Source organism: Larkinella punicea (assembly GCF_003334855.1).
GTDB classification, from domain to species: Bacteria; Bacteroidota; Bacteroidia; order Cytophagales; family Spirosomataceae; genus Larkinella; species Larkinella punicea.
In genome coordinates this window covers 36,488-58,529 of the sequence record NZ_QOWE01000022.1, presented here as the reverse complement: position 1 = coordinate 58,529, position 22,042 = coordinate 36,488, and the positions used below count along the sequence as shown (strand labels likewise).

The 22,042-nt window shown below is 49.0% G+C and carries 24 protein-coding genes; 16 read left to right on the top strand and 8 right to left on the bottom strand.

The window, feature by feature from the left end; all coding sequences use genetic code 11:
- Window positions 1-9: 9 nt before the first annotated feature.
- Entirely contained in the window at window positions 10-414 is a 405-nt protein-coding gene (locus DUE52_RS23580; protein WP_114408529.1) for a type II toxin-antitoxin system VapC family toxin, read from the top strand.
- A 24-nt stretch (window positions 415-438) separates the two neighbouring features.
- The gene (locus DUE52_RS32485) at window positions 439-594 is read left to right on the top strand and encodes a hypothetical protein (protein ID WP_165841014.1); all 156 of its coding nucleotides are present in this window, start codon (window positions 439-441) and stop codon (window positions 592-594) included.
- Between the two features lie 180 nt (window positions 595-774).
- Here DUE52_RS32485 and DUE52_RS23570 read toward each other — a convergent pair whose 3' ends face one another.
- From DUE52_RS23570 to DUE52_RS23550, 5 genes are all read right to left on the bottom strand, one after another.
- The gene (locus DUE52_RS23570; RefSeq protein ID WP_114408527.1) at window positions 775-1,578 is read right to left on the bottom strand and encodes a metallophosphoesterase family protein; all 804 of its coding nucleotides are present in this window, start codon (window positions 1,576-1,578) and stop codon (window positions 775-777) included.
- Entirely contained in the window at window positions 1,575-2,633 is a 1,059-nt protein-coding gene (gene arsB, locus DUE52_RS23565; protein ID WP_114408526.1) for an ACR3 family arsenite efflux transporter, read from the bottom strand. The genes DUE52_RS23570 and arsB overlap by 4 nt, the downstream gene beginning before the upstream one ends.
- Window positions 2,626-3,054 (bottom strand): arsenate reductase ArsC, encoded by a 429-nt coding sequence (locus DUE52_RS23560; RefSeq protein ID WP_114408525.1) that lies wholly within the window; start codon window positions 3,052-3,054, stop codon window positions 2,626-2,628. The genes arsB and DUE52_RS23560 overlap by 8 nt, the downstream gene beginning before the upstream one ends.
- Window position 3,055: 1 nt before the next feature.
- Complete coding sequence (locus DUE52_RS23555) at window positions 3,056-3,919, bottom strand: arsenite methyltransferase (protein ID WP_114408524.1); 864 nt, start codon at window positions 3,917-3,919, stop codon at window positions 3,056-3,058.
- A 62-nt stretch (window positions 3,920-3,981) separates the two neighbouring features.
- The gene (locus tag DUE52_RS23550) at window positions 3,982-4,311 is read right to left on the bottom strand and encodes an ArsR/SmtB family transcription factor (protein ID WP_114408523.1); all 330 of its coding nucleotides are present in this window, start codon (window positions 4,309-4,311) and stop codon (window positions 3,982-3,984) included.
- Window positions 4,312-4,403: 92 nt separating this feature from the next.
- On the opposite strand from DUE52_RS23550, the gene DUE52_RS32190 reads away from it, so the two are divergent.
- From DUE52_RS32190 to nadE, 4 genes are all read left to right on the top strand, one after another.
- Window positions 4,404-4,712, top strand: a complete 309-nt coding sequence (locus DUE52_RS32190) for a hypothetical protein (RefSeq protein WP_133299927.1) — start codon at window positions 4,404-4,406, stop codon at window positions 4,710-4,712.
- Between the two features lie 72 nt (window positions 4,713-4,784).
- On the top strand, window positions 4,785-7,004 hold the full coding sequence (locus DUE52_RS23545) for a TonB-dependent receptor (RefSeq protein WP_114408522.1): 2,220 nt from the start codon (window positions 4,785-4,787) through the stop codon (window positions 7,002-7,004).
- A gap of 10 nt (window positions 7,005-7,014) precedes the next feature.
- A complete protein-coding gene (locus tag DUE52_RS23540) occupies window positions 7,015-7,809 on the top strand; it encodes a cation efflux transmembrane domain-containing protein (RefSeq protein WP_114408521.1) in 795 nt (264 codons plus the stop codon).
- A gap of 15 nt (window positions 7,810-7,824) precedes the next feature.
- Window positions 7,825-9,894: an NAD(+) synthase gene (gene nadE, locus DUE52_RS23535; protein ID WP_114408520.1), complete on the top strand. Its 2,070-nt coding sequence runs from the start codon at window positions 7,825-7,827 to the stop codon at window positions 9,892-9,894.
- Between the two features lie 67 nt (window positions 9,895-9,961).
- Here nadE and DUE52_RS23530 read toward each other — a convergent pair whose 3' ends face one another.
- The gene (locus DUE52_RS23530; protein WP_374755921.1) at window positions 9,962-10,189 is read right to left on the bottom strand and encodes a HigA family addiction module antitoxin; all 228 of its coding nucleotides are present in this window, start codon (window positions 10,187-10,189) and stop codon (window positions 9,962-9,964) included.
- Between the two features lie 265 nt (window positions 10,190-10,454).
- Between DUE52_RS23530 and DUE52_RS23525 the strand changes: the two genes are divergently transcribed.
- The 7 genes from DUE52_RS23525 to DUE52_RS23495 all read left to right on the top strand — a co-directional run bounded on the left by DUE52_RS23525 (window position 10,455) and on the right by DUE52_RS23495 (window position 14,058).
- A complete protein-coding gene (locus DUE52_RS23525) occupies window positions 10,455-10,748 on the top strand; it encodes a hypothetical protein (protein ID WP_114408519.1) in 294 nt (97 codons plus the stop codon).
- Window positions 10,745-11,143 carry a hypothetical protein gene (locus tag DUE52_RS23520; RefSeq protein ID WP_114408518.1) on the top strand — a complete coding sequence of 133 codons (399 nt, stop codon included), beginning with the start codon at window positions 10,745-10,747 and terminating at the stop codon, window positions 11,141-11,143. The genes DUE52_RS23525 and DUE52_RS23520 overlap by 4 nt, the downstream gene beginning before the upstream one ends.
- Window positions 11,144-11,148: 5 nt before the next feature.
- Window positions 11,149-11,646 carry a hypothetical protein gene (locus DUE52_RS23515; protein WP_114408517.1) on the top strand — a complete coding sequence of 166 codons (498 nt, stop codon included), beginning with the start codon at window positions 11,149-11,151 and terminating at the stop codon, window positions 11,644-11,646.
- The gene (locus tag DUE52_RS23510; RefSeq protein WP_114408516.1) at window positions 11,630-11,878 is read left to right on the top strand and encodes a hypothetical protein; all 249 of its coding nucleotides are present in this window, start codon (window positions 11,630-11,632) and stop codon (window positions 11,876-11,878) included. The genes DUE52_RS23515 and DUE52_RS23510 overlap by 17 nt, the downstream gene beginning before the upstream one ends.
- A gap of 170 nt (window positions 11,879-12,048) precedes the next feature.
- On the top strand, window positions 12,049-12,396 hold the full coding sequence (locus tag DUE52_RS23505) for a hypothetical protein (RefSeq protein WP_114408515.1): 348 nt from the start codon (window positions 12,049-12,051) through the stop codon (window positions 12,394-12,396).
- A 4-nt stretch (window positions 12,397-12,400) separates the two neighbouring features.
- A complete protein-coding gene (locus tag DUE52_RS23500) occupies window positions 12,401-12,961 on the top strand; it encodes a recombinase family protein (protein WP_114408514.1) in 561 nt (186 codons plus the stop codon).
- 110 nt (window positions 12,962-13,071) lie between these two features.
- Complete coding sequence (locus tag DUE52_RS23495) at window positions 13,072-14,058, top strand: PDDEXK nuclease domain-containing protein (protein WP_114408513.1); 987 nt, start codon at window positions 13,072-13,074, stop codon at window positions 14,056-14,058.
- A gap of 890 nt (window positions 14,059-14,948) precedes the next feature.
- Here the strand turns inward: DUE52_RS23495 and DUE52_RS23490 are convergent.
- The gene (locus tag DUE52_RS23490; RefSeq protein WP_114408512.1) at window positions 14,949-15,200 is read right to left on the bottom strand and encodes a hypothetical protein; all 252 of its coding nucleotides are present in this window, start codon (window positions 15,198-15,200) and stop codon (window positions 14,949-14,951) included.
- Window positions 15,201-15,365: 165 nt separating this feature from the next.
- Complete coding sequence (locus DUE52_RS23485) at window positions 15,366-16,898, bottom strand: RNA-binding domain-containing protein (protein ID WP_114408511.1); 1,533 nt, start codon at window positions 16,896-16,898, stop codon at window positions 15,366-15,368.
- Between the two features lie 442 nt (window positions 16,899-17,340).
- Between DUE52_RS23485 and DUE52_RS23480 the strand changes: the two genes are divergently transcribed.
- The 3 genes from DUE52_RS23480 (at window position 17,341) to qatA (ending at window position 22,036) form a co-directional block, all read left to right on the top strand.
- Entirely contained in the window at window positions 17,341-18,129 is a 789-nt protein-coding gene (locus DUE52_RS23480; RefSeq protein ID WP_114408510.1) for a hypothetical protein, read from the top strand.
- 55 nt (window positions 18,130-18,184) lie between these two features.
- Window positions 18,185-20,017: a PD-(D/E)XK nuclease domain-containing protein gene (locus DUE52_RS23475; RefSeq protein ID WP_133299926.1), complete on the top strand. Its 1,833-nt coding sequence runs from the start codon at window positions 18,185-18,187 to the stop codon at window positions 20,015-20,017.
- Between the two features lie 75 nt (window positions 20,018-20,092).
- Complete coding sequence (gene qatA, locus DUE52_RS23470; protein WP_114408508.1) at window positions 20,093-22,036, top strand: Qat anti-phage system ATPase QatA; 1,944 nt, start codon at window positions 20,093-20,095, stop codon at window positions 22,034-22,036.
- Window positions 22,037-22,042 lie beyond the last annotated feature (6 nt).

Sequence of the window (22,042 nt, the reverse complement as noted above, 5' to 3'; positions counted from 1 at the left end):
CTCCCGCCCATGATCTATTTCGATACGGACGTTCTGATCAATCTTCTGATCCCTCAAGATCCCGCCAAGCATCAATTCACGAAAGAATTCTATCAATCGGTTGTTGATCAAGAGCGTTTTTTCATTTCGCAGCTTTGCATTCTGGAAACAGCCTTTACCCTGCGTAAGCTCGGCCAACCAACGTCGGACATTGAAGCGATGGTTGATGCCCTGATGGCCTATGAACCCGTTTCATCAACACACGATGAAATGAAACGCGGCCTGGCTTTAGCCAAACTGATCGGTTTTCAAAACATTAGCGATTGTCTGCACACAGCCATCGCCGAAACCCATTGTACTGAGCTGGTCACCTTCAATAAAGCCGATTTCAAACGCATCCAGAAGCATACGCGCCTTAAAGTCACCATCCTATAAAAGGGGACGTTCGACCGGTTGAAAATGCACTCTGATGGTGTGGACCTCGCCCAAACCGGGATTCGAGAGCCGCAGCTTTCGGCCGGTCAATCGACGGATGAAATGCGCATCGATGACCGCATTCCCACTAAACACCTGGACGCGACAGATACGGGAATCCTCGCTTACCTGAAATTGTAAGACGACGATTCCCGAAATGCTTTTTTCCGATAACCTTGGGGAAGTCAGCAACAGAGAAAGTTGCTGATGTAGGGCGGGCCGGATTTTCAAACAGGGTGCTCCACCGATTGCCGCACTCTTGCTCGCAATCAGCAAGACGAAGAAGAGAATCAGCGCAACGGATCTCATCGCGTCGGTTGTTTATTTGGCTAAACGCAATGCCTGAGCATAGGCGTCCGGTAGTTCGCTTTGCTCGACGGCTACGGCCGCGCGTTCCACATCGTAAGGCACTCGCACAAACTCGACGCTCACGCCTTCGGCCGAACCCGGCCGGGCGGTCTCGGAAAGGGTCAGCAGCACATAGCAGGCACGCGGATCGCCGTCTTTGGGTTTGCCGACGGAACCGATATTGATGGCATGTCGCCAATAAGGTGTTTCTCCTTCGCCCAAGGCATTCACCACCTTGTGGTAGGGTTTGTGTGTGTGACCGAAGCATAGAATATCGGCCGACGCGCCTTCCAGAACGCGCGCCAGGCTACGATCTCCCCGGTCTTCAAACAGGTATTCATTGACGCGCCGGGGGCTACCATGCACCAGCAAAAGGCTCACCGTTTCGGTGTTCGTCCATAAATGCTCCGGATCATTGGACAAATGAAAATCCACCTGGATATGGGCGGGCAGGGTGCGCAAATAGGCTCGCTCTGCATCGCCCACCGTTGCATTGGTGTAGGCAATAGAAACCTTGCCATTGGCTTTCTCCTCGTCGGTTTTGTAGGCACAGCCGCAATCATCCGATGATCGACCAATACCGAAATCATAGTTTCCGGCGATGGTGGGGATATTGCGTCGGCGGATCTCGGCGATCACTTCGTTGGGCCAGATGTTATAGCCCACCAAGTCGCCCAGGCAGTACACTGCATCCGGTTTTTGGCGGTCAATGTCGGCCAGTACCGCATCGAGGGCGGGCAGATTGGCGTGAATGTCGGAAAACAGGGCAATTTTCATGGGTGGTTTTGAAAGGTCTTTTTGTAGTGGGGCGCAAACTTCTTCTGCTGTTTCAGGGCAAAATTGACCATCAGGATCAGCACCGGCACCTCGATCAGCGGGCCAATGACAGCGGCAAAGGCCGCGCCGGAATTGATACCGAAAACCGCAATGGCGACGGCAATCCCCAATTCAAAATTGTTCCCCGCTGCGGTGAAAGCCAGTGATGTGGATTTGGCATAATCAGCTCCGGCCCGTTTGGACAGGTAGAAGGCCGAAAAAAACATGATGGCAAAATAAATCGTCAGCGGTAGCGCAATGCGCAGCACATCGAGCGGAATGGAAACGATCAACTGCCCTTTCAGGCTGAACATGACGACGATCGTAAACAGCAACGCAATCAGGGTAATGGGACTGATGGCGGGCAAAAACATCTGCTCGTACCATTGACGGCTGAAAACGCGCGTCAGGACCAGCCGCGACAACAGCCCGGCCAGGAACGGTACGCCCAGATAAATAAACACGCTCTGCGCTACTTCGCCGATCGTGATATCGACGGTGTACCCTTTTAGCCCGAACAAAGGCGGCAAAACGGTAATGAAAAGCCAGGCATAGACCGAATAGAACAGCACTTGAAAGATGCTGTTGAAGGCTACCAATCCGGCCGCATAGAGCCGATCGCCGTTGGCCAGGTCGTTCCAGACGATCACCATCGCAATGCAGCGGGCAATGCCGATCATAATCAGGCCGGTCATGTATTCGGGTTTGTCGGGCAGAAAAATGACTGCCAGAAAGAACATCAGCAGCGGGCCGACAATCCAGTTTTGCAGCAGGGAAAGCCCCAGAATCTTGGTGTTGGCAAATACCTTCGGCAATTCCTCGTAACGCACCTTCGCCAAAGGCGGATACATCATCAACACCAGCCCAATGGCCAGCGGTACATTGGTCGAGCCGGAATTAAACTGATTGATGAAGGTCTGCGACTGCGGGAAGAAATACCCGATGCTCACGCCGATCAGCATGGCCAGGAAAATCCATAGCGTGAGAAAGCGGTCGAGAAATGAAAGTTTAGGCATGGGCGGCTTGGCTCGTTACATTCTCCTCGATGAATTGTTGGCTGTACGCTTTGATTTCGTCGCGTACCGCGCGAAACTGCGCCAACCTGTCATCGCCGGGTGCATGGGATGGATCGGTAAAGCTTTGATGCACCTTCTTGGCCGTGGATGGGAAGAACGGGCATTGTTCGCGGGCATTATCGCAAACCGTGATGACGTAATCGAGCGGTAGGCTGGTATATTCGTCGGCATGGTTGGAAGTGTGATGGGAAATATCAATGCCATCCTCACCCATGACCTGAATTGCCAGGGGATTGACCCCGTGGGGAGCAACGCCCGCGCTGTAGACCTGGGCGCGCTCGCCCGCGAAATGTTGCAGATAGCCGTGGGCCATCTGGGAACGGGCGGAATTGCCCGTGCAAAGCACTAGGATATTTTTCATGTTAGTTGCAGCAGCCGGGCGCGCAGCAGGCGTCAGTGGCTTGGTTATTTTCGGTTGGCTTTTGCGCAAACACGGTTACGCTGTAAATGCCTCGGTCTTGCTGGCGGTACTCGGCTATCTCAGCGGCTGACAGGATGTTTTGCAATACATCGTCGGGCAGGGTGATTTCCCGCTCTTTCTGGATTTGAATGCTGGTGAATCCGGCATCCTGCACGAGCTGCAAATAGGCGTCTTTCTGGATGGCTCCCGATACGCAGCCCACATACAATTCAGCGTCGCGCTGCAAGCCTTCGGGCAGTTCGCCTTTCAGCACAATATCGGAAATGCTGAAATGGCCACCCGGCTTTAAAATGCGGAACGTTTCCGAGAAGGCTTTTTGCTTATCGGGAACCAGGTTCATGACGCAATTGCTTACCACCACGTCAGCCAGATTTTCCGGCAATGGCATTTCCTCGATGTCGCCATAGACGAATTCGACGTTGGTAAAGCCTAACGCTTTCGCATTTTTGCGGGCGCGGTCGATCATGGGTGGGGTCATATCCAGGCCAATCACCTGGCCCGTTTCTCCGGTTTCGGCACGCGCCACAAAGCAATCATTGCCAGCCCCTGAACCCAAATCCACGACCGTATCGCCGGGTTTGATCTGGGCGAATTGCGTGGGCAGGCCACAGCCCAACCCCAAATCGGCATCGGCCACATAGCCTTTTAGCTCCTGGTAGTCCTGAGCCATGACAATCGGCACATTCGCGTCGATCTCCGGGCCACAACATGAGGTTGGGCCACAGCAACCATTGGCGTCTGGTTGTTCGGCAATCGCGCCGTATTTCTGGCGCACGACTTCTTTGATTTGCTCTGCGGTTTCCATAACTTTTCCTATTGATTTATTGTAATATTACGATTGATAAGGGCAAAAAAATACCTGCTCTTTTAGGCGCAGCAGGTTGCGGAATCGAACGACTCGATCAAGGCACCAAATGCTTGGCGGGCTTCCTCCCATACGGGTGGGTTAATGCAATAGCACACGCGGGGCGGGTTGATTTCGCCCTGAATGATGCCAATGCGTTTTAGCTCTTTCAAATGCTGGGAAACCGTTGCCTGGGCCAAGTTCAGTTCGCCCACCAGATCACCACAGACACAAGCTTTCTTGGCTATAAGCATTTGCAGAATGGCCACCCGTGCGGGATGTGCAAAGGCTTTGGCCAAATCCGCGATGCGATTTTGCTCGTCGGTGAAGATTTCAGTTTTTGTCAGTCCCATGCCACAAAGGTAGCAGAATAATTATCCATTGCAATATTACGATTAATATTAAAACCTTCTCCCTTTCTCATATTCGTTCGTATCTTCGCATCGTGAAATGGTGGCGAATTATATGGGCGATGTATGTGCTGGTGCTTTCGGGGCTACCCTGTGAAGCCTTTTGCCCCGATGAACCTACCATGCAACAAGCCCCGCGCCCGGACGATCACAGCCACGATGCGGGGTGTTCGCCCTTCTGCCTTTGCGCGACCTGTCCTGGCTGCACGCTGACGCACGCTCCGCAATTGATCGGCGTTGCCGCATCTGGAAATCCCCTTATTATGGCGGTGCTGCCTTCCTACCAGACTCCGCATACGCTCGATGTATCGGGGCGGATCTGGCAACCTCCCCGTTTGGGTTAGCTCTCTTTTTGTTCGCTCCTGGTCGGCTCTGACTGGCCGGGCGGCTATTGCTAACCAAAATACATTCTTTTCATGAAAACCCTTATTGTGTCGCTCTGGCTGACACTCTCCATACTACCCATAGCCTGGGGGCAAAGCTCCCTGCGCGTTTTGATTCAGGATGCCGAAACTGGCAAACCGTTGATCGGTGCAACCGCCTTGCTCAACCCTGGACGGATTGGGGCCGCTGCGGACACTGCCGGGCGGCTGGTGCTAACCGTGCCCAATCCGGGCCGCTACGCGCTCACCTGTTCCTTTGTGGGCTACCTGTCCCAAACCGACAGCCTGACACTGCCGGGACGGTCCGAAGCTTCGGCTGATTCGCTGGTGGTTCAGCTCCGGGAAACCGAAGGTGAAGAGCTGGAAGAAGTGGTGGTCACTTCCACCCGAAGCAATCGCAGCATTGACGACATTCCCACCCGCATCGAAGCCATTACCGGCGAAGAGCTGGAAGAAAAATCCAACATGCGACCGGGCGATATTCGGATGCAGCTCAACGAAAGCACGGGTATTCAGGTACAACAAACCTCGCCCGTTTCCGCAAACGCGAACATTCGCATTCAGGGCCTGGATGGGCGGTACACACAGATTTTGCAGGATGGCTTGCCGCTTTATTCCGGCTTTGCTGCTGGTCTGAGCATTTTGCAAATTCCCCCGCTGAATCTGCGGCAAGTCGAAGTCATTAAAGGCTCGGCCTCAACGCTCTACGGGGGCGGGGCCATTGCGGGCCTGGTCAACCTGATTACCAAGCGACCGAGCGAAAAACGCGAGTTGAGTTTCATGGCCAACGGCACCACGGCGGGGGGCCTCGATCTAAGCGGTTTTTGGGGGCAAAAGTGGGAAAAAGTCGGTGTGACTCTGTTTGCAGCTCGCAACACGCAACGCGAATATGACCCTGGCAAAATCGGTTTTTCGGCTCTGCCCAATTACGAGCGATATACCGTCAATCCCCGGCTTTATTTCTATCTCAATCCCACGGCAACGCTCACGGTGGGCGTGATCGGCAATACCGAAAACCGGATCGGGGGAGATATGGCCGTCCTCGATGGCAACACCGACAACACCCACCTCTATTTCGAGCGGAACCGCTCGGATCGGGTGGCCTCGCAGCTCCAATTCGATAAACGCTTTGAACGCTCGGTGCTGACACTGAAAAACAGCGTGAGTTATTTCAACCGAACGCTCACCCAACCCGATTACCGCTTTGCCGGGCACCAGGTAGCCAGCTTCACCGAAGCCAGTTACAGCCATACCGGGGAACGCTCCGAATGGATCGGCGGGGGCAATCTGTGGACGGAGCAATTCACCGAAACCGGGGCCAGCAATGGACCATCCAGCCGGGGCCGCAATTATCAGTATGTGACGGTGGGAGGGTTTGTGCAGAACAGCACCCAGCTTGCGCCCTGGTTGACGCTGGAAACGGGTCTGCGGGGCGATTACCACAACCGCTTCGGCTTCTTTGCGCTGCCGCGTGTGTCGGCCCTGTTCAAGCTCTCCGACCGGCTGACTTCCCGGCTGGGTGGTGGCCTGGGCTATAAGGCTCCAACCATCTTCACCGAAGATGCCGAAAGCGTCGCCTTTCGCAATGTGCGCCCGATTGATCAGGCCACGGCAAAGGCCGAAACCTCCATCGGTGGCAATTTCGATGTGAATTACCGCACCCGGCTTTTTGATTTGCTCGATGTGTCGATCAATCAATTATTCTTCTACACCCAGCTTAATAACGCGCTGGTGCTGGATATTCCGGCCATTATTCCCACGGGGCCAAATTCAACGGTGTACCAGTTTTCCAATGCCAACGGCCCAATTGACAGCCGGGGTCTGGAAACCAACGTGCGGATTGGCTATGAAGCCTTCAAGCTGTATGCAGGCTATAGCCTGGTGGATACACGCCGGAGATATGCCGGAGAAGCGTACAACAGCCCGATTCCACTCACTGCCAAACACCGGGTCAACCTGGTGGCTGTGTATGAACTGGAAGGCAAGTTTCGGTTGGGATTGGAAGCCTATTACATTGGCCGAAAAGCCCTTTCCACCGGGGAATATTCAAGTCCGTTTTGGTTATTGGGTATTATGGGGGAACGGCGGTGGAAGCATTTCAGCATCTTTGCCAACCTGGAAAACATCGGCAATATCCGGCAGGATCGCTTTGAGCCGGTAGTGCTGCCTCCGGTGGCCCAACCTTCCTTCCGGGAAGTCTGGGCACCGCTGGAAGGCTTTGTGGCAAATGGTGGAATAAAACTCATGTTGTGACGATCAGACCATGAACAAAACAACCTACAACGTGGCCAAGATGGATTGCCCTTCCGAGGAGCAATTGATTCGTATGAAACTGGCCGATAAGCCGGGTATTGAGCAGCTTCAGTTCGATATTCCCAACCGCAAAGTGACGGTGTTGCACGATGGGGATGCCGAATCCATTACGCGCGCCCTGGCGGATTTGCGCCTGGATAGCCGGTTGCTGGAAACCGAAGATGCGGACCTGGCCGAACTGACGGAAGAAGCCCCGCGCGACCGGCGTTTGCTGCTAACGGTGCTGGCCATCAATGGCTTCTTTTTCGCCCTGGAAGTGCTGGCGGGTATCCTGGCCGATTCGATGGGTCTGGTGGCTGACGCTCTCGATATGCTGGCCGATGCCTTGGTGTATGGCCTAGCCCTCTATGCCGTAGGCAAGGCCGTAAGCTCACAAAAAAAGGTGGCCCGAATTAGTGGCTATCTGCAATTGATTCTGGCCGCTGGGGGCTTGGTGGAAGTGGTGCGCCGGTTCATCACGGGCGAAGCCTTGCCCGACTTCGGGCTGATGATGGGGGTTTCCCTGCTGGCCCTGATCGGTAATGCGATCTGCCTGTATCTGCTACGCCGGGAAAAGAGTGACAAAGTCCACATGCAAGCCAGTGAAATTTTCACCTCGAACGATATTGTCGTGAATATGGGCGTCATTCTGGCCGGTGGCCTGGTCTATCTGACCCATTCGCCTTATCCCGATTTGATTATCGGTTTGGCGATTTTCGGGGTCGTGGCGCGGGGAGCATTGCGTATTTTCCAACTGGCCAAATAAGAAAACTCTTTCGTTATGAAACTGATCAAAGTAGCCGCTGGCGCACTGAATCAAACCCCGCTCGATTGGGCGCACAACACCCAAAACATCATCAATGCCATTGACGCGGCCCGCGCTCAGCATATCAGCCTGCTTTGCCTGCCCGAACTCTGCATTTCGGGTTATGGCTGCGAAGATGCCTTCTATGCCCAAAACACCATCGACCAGGCGATTCGCTCGCTGCTCGATATTGTACCGCATACGGCGGATATAATCGTATCGGTCGGCCTGCCCATGCGCCACGGCAACCGAACCATCAACACGGCTTGCCTGATAAGCAACCGGCGCATCCTGGGATTTGTGGGCAAACAGCATTTGCCCAATGATGGCATTCATTACGAAGAGCGGTGGTTTCAGCCCTGGCCCGCTGGAGTGCGTGATGAATTGACCCTACTGGACGAAGCAACGGCCTATCCATTTGGTGATCTGCTCTTCGATGTTTCCGGTATCCGCATTGGCTTTGAAATTTGCCAGGATGCCTGGATCGCCGGGCGACCGGGGCGAAGTCTTTATGATCGGGGGGTGGATATTATCCTCAATCCTTCGGCCAGCCATTTTGCCTTCTTCAAATCCGAAGTGCGGGAACGGTTGGTGGTGGATGCATCGCGGGCTTTTGGCGTGAGCTACATCTATACCAATCTGCTCGGCAATGAGGCCGGGCGGGTGATTTATGACGGGGATGCGATGGTAGCTTCCAATGGGGTGCTGCTGGTGTCCGGGGCACGGCTCAGCTACGAAGATTTTGTGATTGTTCCGGCGGTGGTGGATGTCGAACAAACCCGGTTGAGCCAGGTGCAGAACCGGGGCAAGTTGACCCGGATGCACCCTGAATTGCGGGTGGTCGAACGGTTCGGCTGGCCACGGGTGGCCCCGCTGGTGCAGCAAGCGGAGCTGGAAGCCTGGGAAAAGGGCGGCTATCTGAAAGAAGAAGAATTTGCCAGGGCGGTCGCGCTGGGGTTGTTCGATTACCTGCGCAAAAGCCGGTCGCAAGGCTATGTGCTGTCGCTCAGTGGCGGGGCCGATTCCTCGGCTATTGCCGCCACGGTGTATTTGATGATCCGCATGGCGGTGGAAACTATCGGCCTGGAGGGGGTTAAGAAAAAGCTGGCCTACATACGCGCCATTCAGGATTGCGACTCGCCTGAAGCGATGATGGGCCAACTATTGACGGTCATGTACCAGGGCACAGAAAATTCCTCCGATAATACGTTCAACTCGGCCAAACAGCTCGCCGATGACATTGGCGCGACGTTCCTGCGCATCAACATCAACGGCCTGGTGGAAACCTATCGCGGCCTGATCGAAGCGCAATTTGGCCGGGTGCTCTCCTGGGAAACGGACGATATTGCTTTGCAAAACATTCAGGCGCGGGTGCGCGCTCCGGGCATTTGGCTGATCGCCAATCTGAAAAATGCGCTGCTGCTGAGTACGTCGAACCGCTCGGAAGCAGCGGTAGGCTATGCCACGATGGATGGCGATACAGCGGGCAGCATTTCGCCGATTACTGGCATCGACAAGCATTTTCTCCGGGGCTGGCTGCGCTGGCTGGAAACGGTGGGGCTGAACGTCAAAAACCAGACCATTCCCACGGATCGCACCAGCCAGGGAACGGGACCGGTCGGGGCCGATGAGCTGATTCGGGTGAAGGGACTTCATGCGGTGAACAACCTGCAACCCACGGCGGAACTACGCCCACTGGACAAAAAGCAAACCGACGAAGATGATTTGATGCCTTACGATGTGCTCAATTCCATTGAGAATGCAGCTATTCGAGACAAGCAAGCCCCGCTGGATGTACTCTCGCTGCTGGAAACCCGGTACGCGGATCGGTACGAGCGGGCAATGCTGGCGGTGTGGGTGGAACGATTTTTCAAACTGTGGAGCCGCAATCAGTGGAAACGCGAACGCTATGCGCCCTCCTTCATGCTGGACGATCACAATCTCGATCCGCGTTCCTGGTGCCGTTTCCCGATTCTGTCAGGTGGTTTCGAGCGAGAGCTTGCCGAAATGTTTGCCTCGATCCAAGCCTCAAGCGGGTTGCTGTGATGGATTAGCGGACGCAAAAAAATGACGCACTATGGATCGGTTTACTTTCCGTTCTGCATGCCACAATTCATAATTTTTTTGCAGGTTTACCCAGAACTGCGCGGTATTGCCGAACGCCTCGGACAATTTCACGGCCAGTTCTGGGTAAACCTGCCCGTTCGTTCACAATAGCCGACAGATCAGCCCGGGCAATGCCCAAGCCTTTCGCTACCTCGGTAATCGTCAAGCCGTGTTCCTGAATGTATTCTTCCCGCAAAATCTCGCCGGGATGTACGGGGGCCAAATTACGCTTCATGGCTGATTCCTTTCTTTAATGATAATCGACATAATCCACGTTGCAAATGTCTCCACCCTCAAAGCGGATAATGATCCGATAATTCGGGTAATGGTGATTGACAAAATTCCGCCATATCGCCCGTCAGCTTATAGCTTTCTGAACCCGTCTTTTAATACCGGTTTTTATCACTTGATCTCCAAAAATCCAGGGCCATAAAGTAGGTTCAGAGGCTTTTTTTGACTTATATTTATGGCCCTAACTTCTTGAAACCGATTTCCCCGTCATGAAAGTATATTACTTCAAGCGCCATCAGCGGGATGACCTTTGGAATTATTACAAGCTAATGGATGATCGAAATCCGCCCGCGCAGGAAACGGTTAATTTTCTCAACCCGCAACCAATTATTTCGTTTCGAGAATTTGATCTAAAAGATGCAGGCAGTAAGATTGAATATGATGCGATGTGGGAAGCTTACACCCGGATCGATGCGGCCGAATATGAAGCTGCCTACAAACGGGCAACAGCGGACGATTTTACAGTCTATATCAATGGAAAACCGCAGAAAAGTATTTCATGAGCATCCCAGGCAACAACCCCACCGCTGCAAGTGACCCAAACTTGCCCGCGATACTCCAGCAGATGCTGATCGACATTCAAGATCCGGAATGTTGCTACTGGATAAATATCAATTATTTCGATGTGCAGCCGCCCACCGATCGGACGATTACACAGTGGTGGCAAGCTCCTTTATATGTGAACTACGATGCTATCTGGGATGCCGAGTTCGTTGAGGATGGCATGCTCTGCGATGTGATCCTGAAGAACGAGTTACCCGCTGAACGAGAACGCATTAAAATTCTGTATGACCAGATTTATGGGATTAGTCGATTCAAGACGGAGCAGTCCGTAGCCGATAAAGACAGTCAACTTTATTATGATACCACTAAATTTAAAATGCCTCCTATCCATTAACAGTCATGCGACATCCCATCGAAAAATATAACGAGCGCCAGGCTGAAGTATTAGCCTCGTTACCTGAAGGACAGCGTGACTACATGGCCCGCATGTTTCGTATCGGCAATGCAACCTATTGCTACTACAACCGGGCAAAAGAATTAACCGTTTTTGACTCCGCTGATCAACAGGCAGCACCGGCAGAGGAACTGATTGAATGGCTGGAGCAGCAGCTCAATTACACATCGGATCGTTCCAAGGTTGAAAGCGGCTCCGCCCGAGAATTGCTCGAAGTTTATTGGGAAGAATATTTAGAAGGATTGCCTCACGACGGACTACGCCGGGCGGAGAAAGAAGCGGGCCTGGATAAAGGAAAAAGTAGTTTTGCTTTTAGACGCTATTTACTCGAAAGGCATGATATAGGGATGGATGAGTTCCTACGGATGAACCTTAGTGCCGAAGATTATGCCTTTCATGTTGAATGTGGTAAACCCTTAGAAGACAATGAATCAGCCCGGTAAAGAATTAAAAACAGTCTTCATCATCGCAGCCGGCGTACCCGGCGACAAGTCGGTAGAGTCCATGGCCATCTACTATCGGGGCATCGTTCAACCTTATGAGATGACGTTTAATCCCAATGGAGCCAAACGCTTCTCCACCAAGGCTAAAGCCGAAGCGTTTCGCAGGACGCTCGAAGGTTCCCATCGATTTACGGTTGTTGAGCACGTTCTATATCGTCAGATTGTGAAATAGACCTTGACTTTTTTGAGGATTGGCAGTAGAAACCATTTCCATAAACTACTGATAATATGACAGTTAAATTGTTTGCGAAAATTTTACGCAGGTCCGTCATTGCGGTACCAGAGCCCTAACATTTGACGACTTCACCCTCCATATTAATGGCAAACCGCAAAAAATAGTTTATGAGTAAACCACTTGATGCCCAGTGGGCCGACGATGCTCGGCTAACGTTTGATCGTTTGCCGATCGATGCGCAGGCTGCTCTGATCAAACAGTTTCCAACTTTGGCCGCCAAATACGCGGAGTTATGGGCGAAACGGCCAGCTGGTATTCCAGCCGTTGGCTCAGTATCCCATATGCAATTACCTGACTGGAACATCTGGCTACGAATGGATATCGATTATGTGGAGGATGAAATGGGGGCCGTCCTGTTTATCAACGAATTGACCGAACTGACCGCCAAAGAGCTTGAGCAATCGGTTGCCGCAGCCAGGCAGATGCCCGGTCGGATCAATCCACCAAACTTATAACGCGATGAATAAAGTATTTGGTTACGCCCGCGTATCTACCGTCGATCAGAACCTGGATACTCAGATTGATACGCTACAGAAGTTCGGTTGCGACGAAATCTTCCAGGATAAACTTTCCGGAGTTCACATCAGTCGCCCAGCTTTGGACGAATTACTTTCTAAATTACGGGAAGGTGACACTGTGGTCGTAGCCCGGTTTTTTCGGTTGGGTAGGAGTAGAGACCACCTCATTTCCCTAATCAGTCAGTTTGCCCAACGAGGTATTCATTTTCGGGCACTGGATTTGGGGGTAGATAGTTCTACACCGGCGGGTAAGATGGTCTTGCAAATTTTTGCCGCCTTGGCGGAATACGACCGGGAAAGTATTTTAGAGAAAACTAGGGCTGGCCAACTTTTGGCCAAAGCGAAGGGCAAACACATTGGTCGACCCAGTGGCATTGATCCCGAGAAATTCAAGAAGGTGAAGAAAGCCTTAGAAAAAGGCTTGTCCGTTTCGGAGACCGTGAATCTGACCGGGATTAGTATGTCCAGTGTCAAGCGGTATCGAAAACAGATTCAAAAATAACTAATTCCCCTTTAGAAATTTAAGGTACTTTCAAGCTATTTGTTGGCTCTCGCTTTACCGTAAGAGTTCTCAACCGACCCTTTTATTTACCATCCTTTCCCAAATCGTACGTGGATAATTTAGTAGCAGAGATTCGTCAGATTATTAGCCAATCAAGGGAAAGTGCGACCCGGTCGATCAACCATACCCTAACCTTAATGTACTGGCAGATTGGCCATATTATCGTCGAGGATGAACAAAAGGGAAAGGAGCGGGCGGGATATGGAAAAGCACTGATCAAGAATTTGTCCATTCAATTGGTGGCGGAGTATGGAGAAAATTTCTCCAACCGAAATTTGCAACTCAGTCGACAATTTTACCTGACGTTTCCAAATGTGAACTCAGTGAGTTCACAATTAACCTGGACGCATTATAAAGCTTTGGTTCGAATTGATGATCTCAATAAGCGAGACTTTTATCTGGCCGAAGCGGGAAAGAACGCCTGGACCGTACGCCAGTTGGAACGACAAATCAACAGCTTACTCTACGAGCGTTTGTTGATGAGTCAGGATAAAGAAAGTGTGTTAGCAATTGCCCAGGATCAGAAGAAGCCAACCCAACCGCATCAAGTCATTAAAGACCCCATGATATTGGAATTTCTGGGTCTTAAACCACAGGCAAGCTATTACGAACAGGATGTTGAAAATGCCATTATCACCCATATCCAGGAGTTCCTGCTCGAATTAGGGAATGGCTTCTCCTTTGTGGCCCGACAAAAGCGGATTGTGATTGACAGTGATGAATTTAAAATCGACCTGGTTTTCTACAATCGGCTATTACAATGTTTTGTCTTGTTCGATTTGAAGATGGATAAGATTACTCATCAGGATCTGGGTCAGTTGCAGATGTACGTCAATTACTACGACCGTGAAATTCGGGAGTTGTACGAAAACCCGACAATCGGTGTTTTACTGTGCGCCGATAAGAATGATGCCGTTGTTCGATATACGTTGCCAGAGAATAACACCCAACTCTTTGCCAGCAAGTATCAATTGCACCTGCCAACCGAGCAACAATTGATTAATGAAATTCGCAAAGAATTAGGTGAAAATGAATGATAAAAAGTGGTTCGGGAGGGTCAACGACCCATGAAACGGTCTAATTAACCATAGAAAAACGCTGAACGATACCTTCCCTTCTATTTCTCGGAACCGTTCGGATAGTTATTCAAGGTCGTCCTACATGCCATAAACAAGCAAATTCTATTGCTAACTGATGGTCGTTTGCCCAACTATTGAATGAACGGCGGGGCGGTGACTAAGCTATGACTAAGTAGTGACTAAGTCTAAAGCGAGGTGAGGTGGTCCGGTTTAGCCTGACAGGCTGGCCGATTGATCGGCCTATAGCAATTCTGCAACACCCTGTTGCAAAATTAGAGGAAGGGGGCTATCAAAACTTTTTAACGAGCCTTGGTTGCGGGTGGAAAGCCCTCCCATGCGTGCATCTTGCCAGATGCCTTGTCACTAGGTCACCGGAGCAATGAAAATCTTTTGCAACCCGAATTCTTTAGGGCGTCGATCTGCAAATCTGGGTCTGGTCGATAGGACTGACCCGAAGCCAATAATCATGTCTAAAGTTTGATTTAACGGATGGAATCGCATATATCAAACTTTGATTTATTGTACGAGTTTATCAAACTAAAATAGGGGAGGGGCGATGTCAATTCAACCGAAAGTGGAGAGTTTGATTAAACGGTCGTTTTTTCAAACAGATCCGACCAGTTCTAAGCTGCTTTGCGTCATGCTCAGCAAAGAGTCATAAAAAAGTCATAATCTGTTTGGCGAGCATGAAGGCTACCAAGTTGCAGTTCACTTCTTCGAAAGCGGGACAACCGGACCGAACTGCTGACAGCTATTTTGCGGTTTTCTCAGTCCCAGACCGGTTTTACCCTAACGATTGGCGGAGACGCAGTTATAAGCAATGGATTTTCTCATCCTAAATCAACGAATTATTCTTCGTTTGAAGACACCGGTAGGGTGTAAATAGCGATGGTGGGGACCAATTCTCCACTGTCTGCAATGGGAGCGCCTTCCCAAATCTGGCCTTCTTTCAAGAACAGACGTACTGTCGTTTCATCGCCTGTTTTGACCTCTACCGTAGAACTCGGGTTGCTCTTTAAATAATCCACTATCGCATCCATAAAATAGTGAGGTATATGCCCCGATTTCCAATCCGTCAAATCATCAAACTCAATTTTCATGGTGTCTTTGGTTTAGTCCTGTGCTTCTATAGTGTTTTTGTCCTACAATAGACGCTGTTTTACTATTGTTAAATACCTTAATACAAGGGAGTGAAGTTTGAAATGATTGGAGAAAGATAGTCCTTAGGTATTAAATCCGACCTTTCTAGAACTACCTGATGTCTGTTATAACTTGAGTTGCGCAAAGTCTGTTAGAACATATCGACCGGATTTTGGCGCTCCTTCAAATACCACTAAGCCTGCTTCTCGTAACAGGGCCATGTCCCTCTGGGCTGTTTCGCGCGAAATCTTGAACACATCTTTCAGTGTGCCGAGGCTAATACCTTGATATTGGTAAATAAAATGCAACTCTTCTTTTAAACGTTTACGCACGGTATCGCTAATCGCTGCTTTTACAGCGTCATTTACAGCGTCATTTACAGCGTCATCAACAGAACTTGGTTTTATCTCCGTAGACTGACTAAAATGATAGGAATGGTCAGCCGTCTGCACATTGGTACTCATCAAAATTTCGTCTAATGGGATAATCGTGCGAAACATATCCCCTTCGATGAATTGCGCGGATTGGCCATTGGCATACGCTCCCATATATTTTGTTACATTCCGAATACCCGACCCCAATTGATCCATAAAGCCGGTTTCTTTAAAGAAATTAGCCAGCGTTGGATTTTTAGTGCGGGGACTGAAGGTGTCAGGATCGAGCAGGCCTTGGTAAAATGCCCGGTTGGGATTCTCAAAAACAACTCGATCCCGGTAAATCATCATCCGGGCCGTAAAGCCGCTACTGTATTCACGATGAACAAGGAGATTGACTATGACCTCCCGAAAAATGACGCCTCGAATACTGATTCGCTGAGCGCCTTCCAAGTAAAAGGGGTCGTAAAGGTGTTTGCTAACAAATTCAATGAGCCGATCGTAGGTGTTGAACAAATTATCCCGGATGTAGTCTCGATCATCATAGCGGTCCTCATCGACCCGGCGTAACAGCGCATCCACAAAGAATTGAGGTAGGGTAGTCAGGAGCGTCTGAGGTGTACCAAACAGCAGGACAGCAGCCAGAGTATATCCTTCCCGAAATGGACTAGAGGTAGACTGTGGATCACGTTGCCAAAGGCCAGCACTTCGAAGCATCTCTTCATCATTCATCGTTCCCCAGGGGTGTTGGCGATCTCGAAAAACTTGCGCCAACTGACGGGCACGTTGAATGGTAGTTCGGTCAAAATCATCCAGTGTAAGATGCGGAAACACTTGGTTTTCGGAGAAATAGGAGACCTTCCGTAAATACATCAACCGAAGGGTTTCTGAATCAGTTACCCGAAAATCCCCATCGGCGGAGCGGTCATAGGGATAATTTTTGGTGCGGTGAATCTGAGATCCGGGCGGGATAGGAATGTATACGATTAGCTTTCCCTCAATTTCGATGGTTTCGGGGAAAAGCATACAGATCGGTGATAGTTTCTCCGTGCTGTTAGCCTGCGTCACGATTTCTTTGGTCAACTTGTTAACCTTACCAGGATCGACTCCTACAAGGGTGCCATCGTCGCTAACACCAAGCAGGATCGTTCCGCCCTCACGATTCAAAAACGCGCAAATGGTTTCAAACAGTGATTTGGGTAAGTCCGTACGAGCTTCTTTGAATTCGACTGTCAGTCCCTCACCCTGCCGTAAAAATTGAGCAATTCGGTCGATTTCGGTCATGGTAAGTCTAACAGAATTATTTGCCCAAATAGAATTAAAAAATGGATACAATCACCCAGCCTGTATACGTATAGGGTAAAGCGTTCTATCCACAGCATCTGCTTCACATATAAGCATTCCCATTAATCCACTGGTACTGGGCAAGCCAAAATGATCAATTAATGATTATGTGGAATGAGCCAGTCTAGAAGAAAATCAGATGCATGCGATGTAAACATAGAAGGCCAAATTACGCGTTTTTAGTGAGTTTAGGTAGCAAGTTTACGGTCAATTAAGAGCTTTCTATATCGATCTCAGCTTGAGCAACTTGTTAAATAGAAGAGAAAACCTACCGTTAGAAAAATTTAGAATTGGAATAACCCTATTTTATCAAACAATAATATATATTACGCTTCAATCCATGATTTCTTCAATAAAGACTATTAAAGTGTAAATCAACACGATGGGGCACGAGCGCATTGGTCATTTACCGGCGACAAAGAGGTGGCGCAACATCGTAGCGGAACTAACGGAGTTTTCGCAAAAAAACAATAATGTAGCGTCAATAGCCACGCAAACTACCAAAAATGTAGCCAAACAACTGGAGCAAATGAACCAGGATAAAGGCGTGCTGGCTTCGTTCTCCTATTTGCTTACCCTGCTTCATGCCTCAAAACAGCGCGATCCTCAGGCTTTTCTACAAGATAATGGGATTACATTGTCAAATTCCTTTTCGCTGCTGGAACTGGCCCGGTCAATTAAGCAATTTAACCAGGCTAATTGTGAGAGTACAGAGTATGCTACAATCGCTTCGCAAGCCCTCATTGATACTGTGAGCTCTTGGACAAAACGAGAGCAACAGCAAACTACTTTATTTTTTGGTGGCCAAGATGATCCTTTCGCCCCCTGGCGTCGGGCGGCTGATGCCGGAGGATTTAGTGAAATTTCGCGCATTTATTTCTCCAATTTCATCGGCCGCTATTTAAAGTATTTCCTTGAGCGGGAAGCCTCTGCCTCGTTCACCAATCTGTTTGACCGAAGTGACTTCAACAAACGACTGGATGCCCATTTAGATGACATATCAAAAAGTGCCTTTGAGACAACGAAGGTAACGCAGCAGTTTGCCGCCGGCTGGTACGCTAATAATGCTGCTAAAAAATTTCCAGAAGTGACAAATATTCAAGGGTTTGTAGGCTATGCATTGAAAAAGCTAAAAAATAACCTCGTGTATAATCTGGACCTTGAAGACTGATACACGACATATTATCCTCTGCGATGGAGTGGCTTTGCCGGACTCCTTGATAGGTATGCTACCACCACACCGAGTTTTAACTCTGACCAATCGGGAAGAACTACCGGATCGGAATATGACTGTTAAAATTCATGATTTCGCTTCACGGTTGATCGCAAGAATACCGGACCGAACACGCGACTTGATTGAAATTGCAGCCTTTATTTATGCTGCTGACCGGCTGATCAAGCGGGGAGAAACCAACCAGGTTGAGTATGAAAATTGGGCCAGAGAATTAACATTTTGCATCCCTGTGCGGGATTTTAACTTCTGGCAGCAAGCCGAAGTTTCCAATAAGCTCGCTGAAGCTTTAGTATTCGTATCGGGTGATAAGTCATACAAATTTCACTTTACGTCGAGAATCGGAATCGACCCATTAACGGGTTTATTCCACAACATGGATACGAATCCTACGTCATCTGATTCAAATGAACACTACCCCATAGCCTTATATTCTGGCGGATTAGACTCGTTAGCCGGTGTTGTTTCTTTATTAGAAACAACTTCCAGTAAAGTTGTTATAACCAGCCACCGATCAAATCCGTCCACGACGCAAGTTCAGAAAAGGGTATATGCTGCCTTGTCAAAAGCTTATCCCGGTCGCTTACGATATCACCCTCTGGATTGTAATTTAACACATGGAGAGAGGGCCAGTGAAGAAACGCAACGAACCCGGTTTTTTCTATATACCAGTGTTGGATTTGCGCTGGCACAAGCCTATAGCCAACATGAATTGAATATTTTTGAGAATGGTATTACCTCGATTAATTTAAGTAAACGCCAGGATCTAATCAATGGTCGAGCCAGTAGAACTACGCATCCTAAAACATTGGGATTACTTCAAGCGGTATTTTCTAGTATCTCGGGCCAATCATTTGTCATTAATCATCCATTCATCCATCTCACAAAGACAGAAGTCGTTAGTTTATTAAAGCAGTACGAACGACCGGAACTAATAACAGCAACGGTAACCTGCACCAAGACGTTTCAAAAGTTTAAAAATCGCTCGGGTGCTTCCCACTGTGGTTATTGTTCGCAGTGCGTCGACCGCCGATTTGCAATGTATGCTGCTCGGCTCGAGAAATACGATGCTGTCTATGATTTTGACTTAGCGACGGAGGCCTTTCCGGGTAAGGATGCACAAACGCATGTTGTCGATTACATTCGCCACGCTCATACATTTGCCACGACTCATTTTGGAGAATTCTGCAATACGTATCTGGAACCGCTTGCTGATCTAACCGAATATTGTCAGCCTGATCAGGCTGAAGAAGAAGTGAATGCTCTTCATCAACTATACCAGCGTCATTCCATGGCTATAGAGCGGGCTTATCGACGGATGGTAGCCACACATGATTCTATATTTAAACCACCCAAACCCAACTCCATCTATGAAATCGTGAATGCCCGTCGTTTTCAGCGTGATCGAGCGGAATGTTTAGCTACGGACGTTGCTCAAATGCTGAGCACGACACTGCCTATTGCCTTAGCCAGCACCGTAATAAATCATGAAAATGCTCTGAATAATCAAATTCAGGCTTTGTTAAGGCGTGATCAAGCGGACTATGAGCGTGAATACCCGGCAGTTCGCTTTTCGTTCGCAACTGTGGTACCAGACCATTCCTCTACAAAGGCGGATGCCGATCTGTTTATTGAAGCTAAATATGTGCGTAAAACCATGATGCCGAGCCGGATCACAGACCAAATTGCCGCTGATCTAATGAAATACCCGCTGGGGGCGTATAAACTTTTCATCGTCTATGATCCGGAGCGACGCATCAAAGACGATAATGGGTTTAAACGGGATTACGAGCAGCGTAGTAATTGTACAATCTGCGTTATCCGCTAGTGCAAAAGAAATAAAAGTACGTTTAATCTTGATGACAGCTAAACGGTGGTATTTATATTATATCATCACTGAACTATGTGGAACGATAAAGAATCAACGATTGATTTTTTGGGTCATGCAAAAATTGCACAAACGATTACCAGTATCATTGAAGAACAACATTTGCGCCCTTTAACAATAGGCGTTTATGGGGATTGGGGAGCTGGAAAGTCATCGGTCCTAAGTTTTATTCAGGCTCAGTTTGAAGGGGATAGTACAGTATTGGCCGTGACGTTTAATGGTTGGCTATTTCAAGGCTACGAGGATACAAAATCAGCGCTGATGGAGTCAATCGTTTCCGAATTGGTTCGTCATCAGCCTAAAAACCAGAAAGTATTAAGTCTGGGAAAGAAACTGCTTGCAAAAATCAACTGGTTTAAAGTGGCGAAAGCGGGGGCAGGGGCAATGATGTCGCTAGCCGCTACGGCGGCTACTGCAGCCCTTGTTCCCGAGGCTGCACCGGTGGTCGCTGGGCACGGTGCGCTCTCCTTTATTGCTAATTTATTTGCTGGAAAAAAACAAGAGAAAGACAGTAAGGAAGACAAACAGGGGAAAGAGATTGATTATGAAGAATTCATCCGGGATGAGATAAATGGCACCGTACCAGGCTTATTTCATCAATTTCGCTCGGAGTTCAAGCAACTTATTCAAACGGCTAATGTCGAAAAACTAGTGGTCTTAGTAGATGATCTTGATCGGTGTTTACCCACAACAATTATCGAAATCCTAGAAGCTATTCGGCTATTCTTATTTGTCGAAGGAACAGTATTTGTTCTCTCTGCGGACGAAAATCTAATTGAATATGCCGTGCGTAAACATTTCCCGGACCTCCCTATTGATCGGACCGAATACACCCGGAATTACCTGGAGAAGCTGGTCCAAATTCCTATTCGAATTCCGTCCTTAAATCGGCTACAGACTAGTAACTACATTGGTTTTCTTCTGCTACAAAATCACCTGCAAGCTGAGGCTGAAACGTTATCGCTAATTGCGGCAAAATTCGAGTCATCTAAGAAAACGCCTTTCGACAATGTAGTACTGGATAGTAAACTGATTGAAGATGCGTTAGGGCACGAAGCGCCAGAAATTCGAACGGTAATAGCAATCGCGGGTCAATTGGGAAATGTGCTGGCGGATGGATTAAAGGGCAACCCCCGCAACATAAAACGGTTCTTGAATACGCTTTTTTTACGGATGCGCATCGCTAAAATATCGGGAATTGGTAAGCTAGTTGAGTTAGACATGTTAGCTAAACTGATGATTTTAGAGCGATTTTACAGCCAACAGTTTCAGGTAGTTATGGATGAATCACTGGCGGCTGAGGATGGAAAATCAAAGTCTGTAGCAGCTGTAGAGGCTTTAATAGGAGAATCTGACTCTAAATCAACAGCGGCCAAAAAACAAGCTAAAAAACAAGGTGAGGATGCTAATGCATTTAACGAAGATCTATACAAATGGGCTTCGTTGAAGCCAGCTCTGGGAATGATTGATCTACGGCCTTATATTTTTATTTCCCGTGAAAAAACAATCTCTTTCGGGTCAGATCAGGAGCTACCAAAAAAACTGAGTGATTTACTGACCATGTTGAGCACGGGTAACCGGTTAACATTAGCTCAGGTAGAACCAATACTTAAAGGATTACAACCCGCCGAATCAAAAGTAATCTCAAATCGGCTGTTAGACGAACTTCGGCATAATACTGGTTGGGCAAGCAGCCCACCTATTTTAGATGGCCTTTTAAAGTTAAATAGCCATTTTTCAGAAGAAGCCCGAGAATTAGAAATATTGAGTCTGCTGGAATCAATAAATCCTGGCGAACTGAAAGCATGGGTGGTTTTTAAATTAGATGAATTAACCTCGTCTACAGCACAAGCTAAGGTTGCTACAATGAAGCAAAATTGGCTGCAATCGACGGAGGTCAATGAGACCTTCAAAAAGTTGATTCATGGACGAAAGAAAACCACTAAACCTTTAAAGTAAATTACA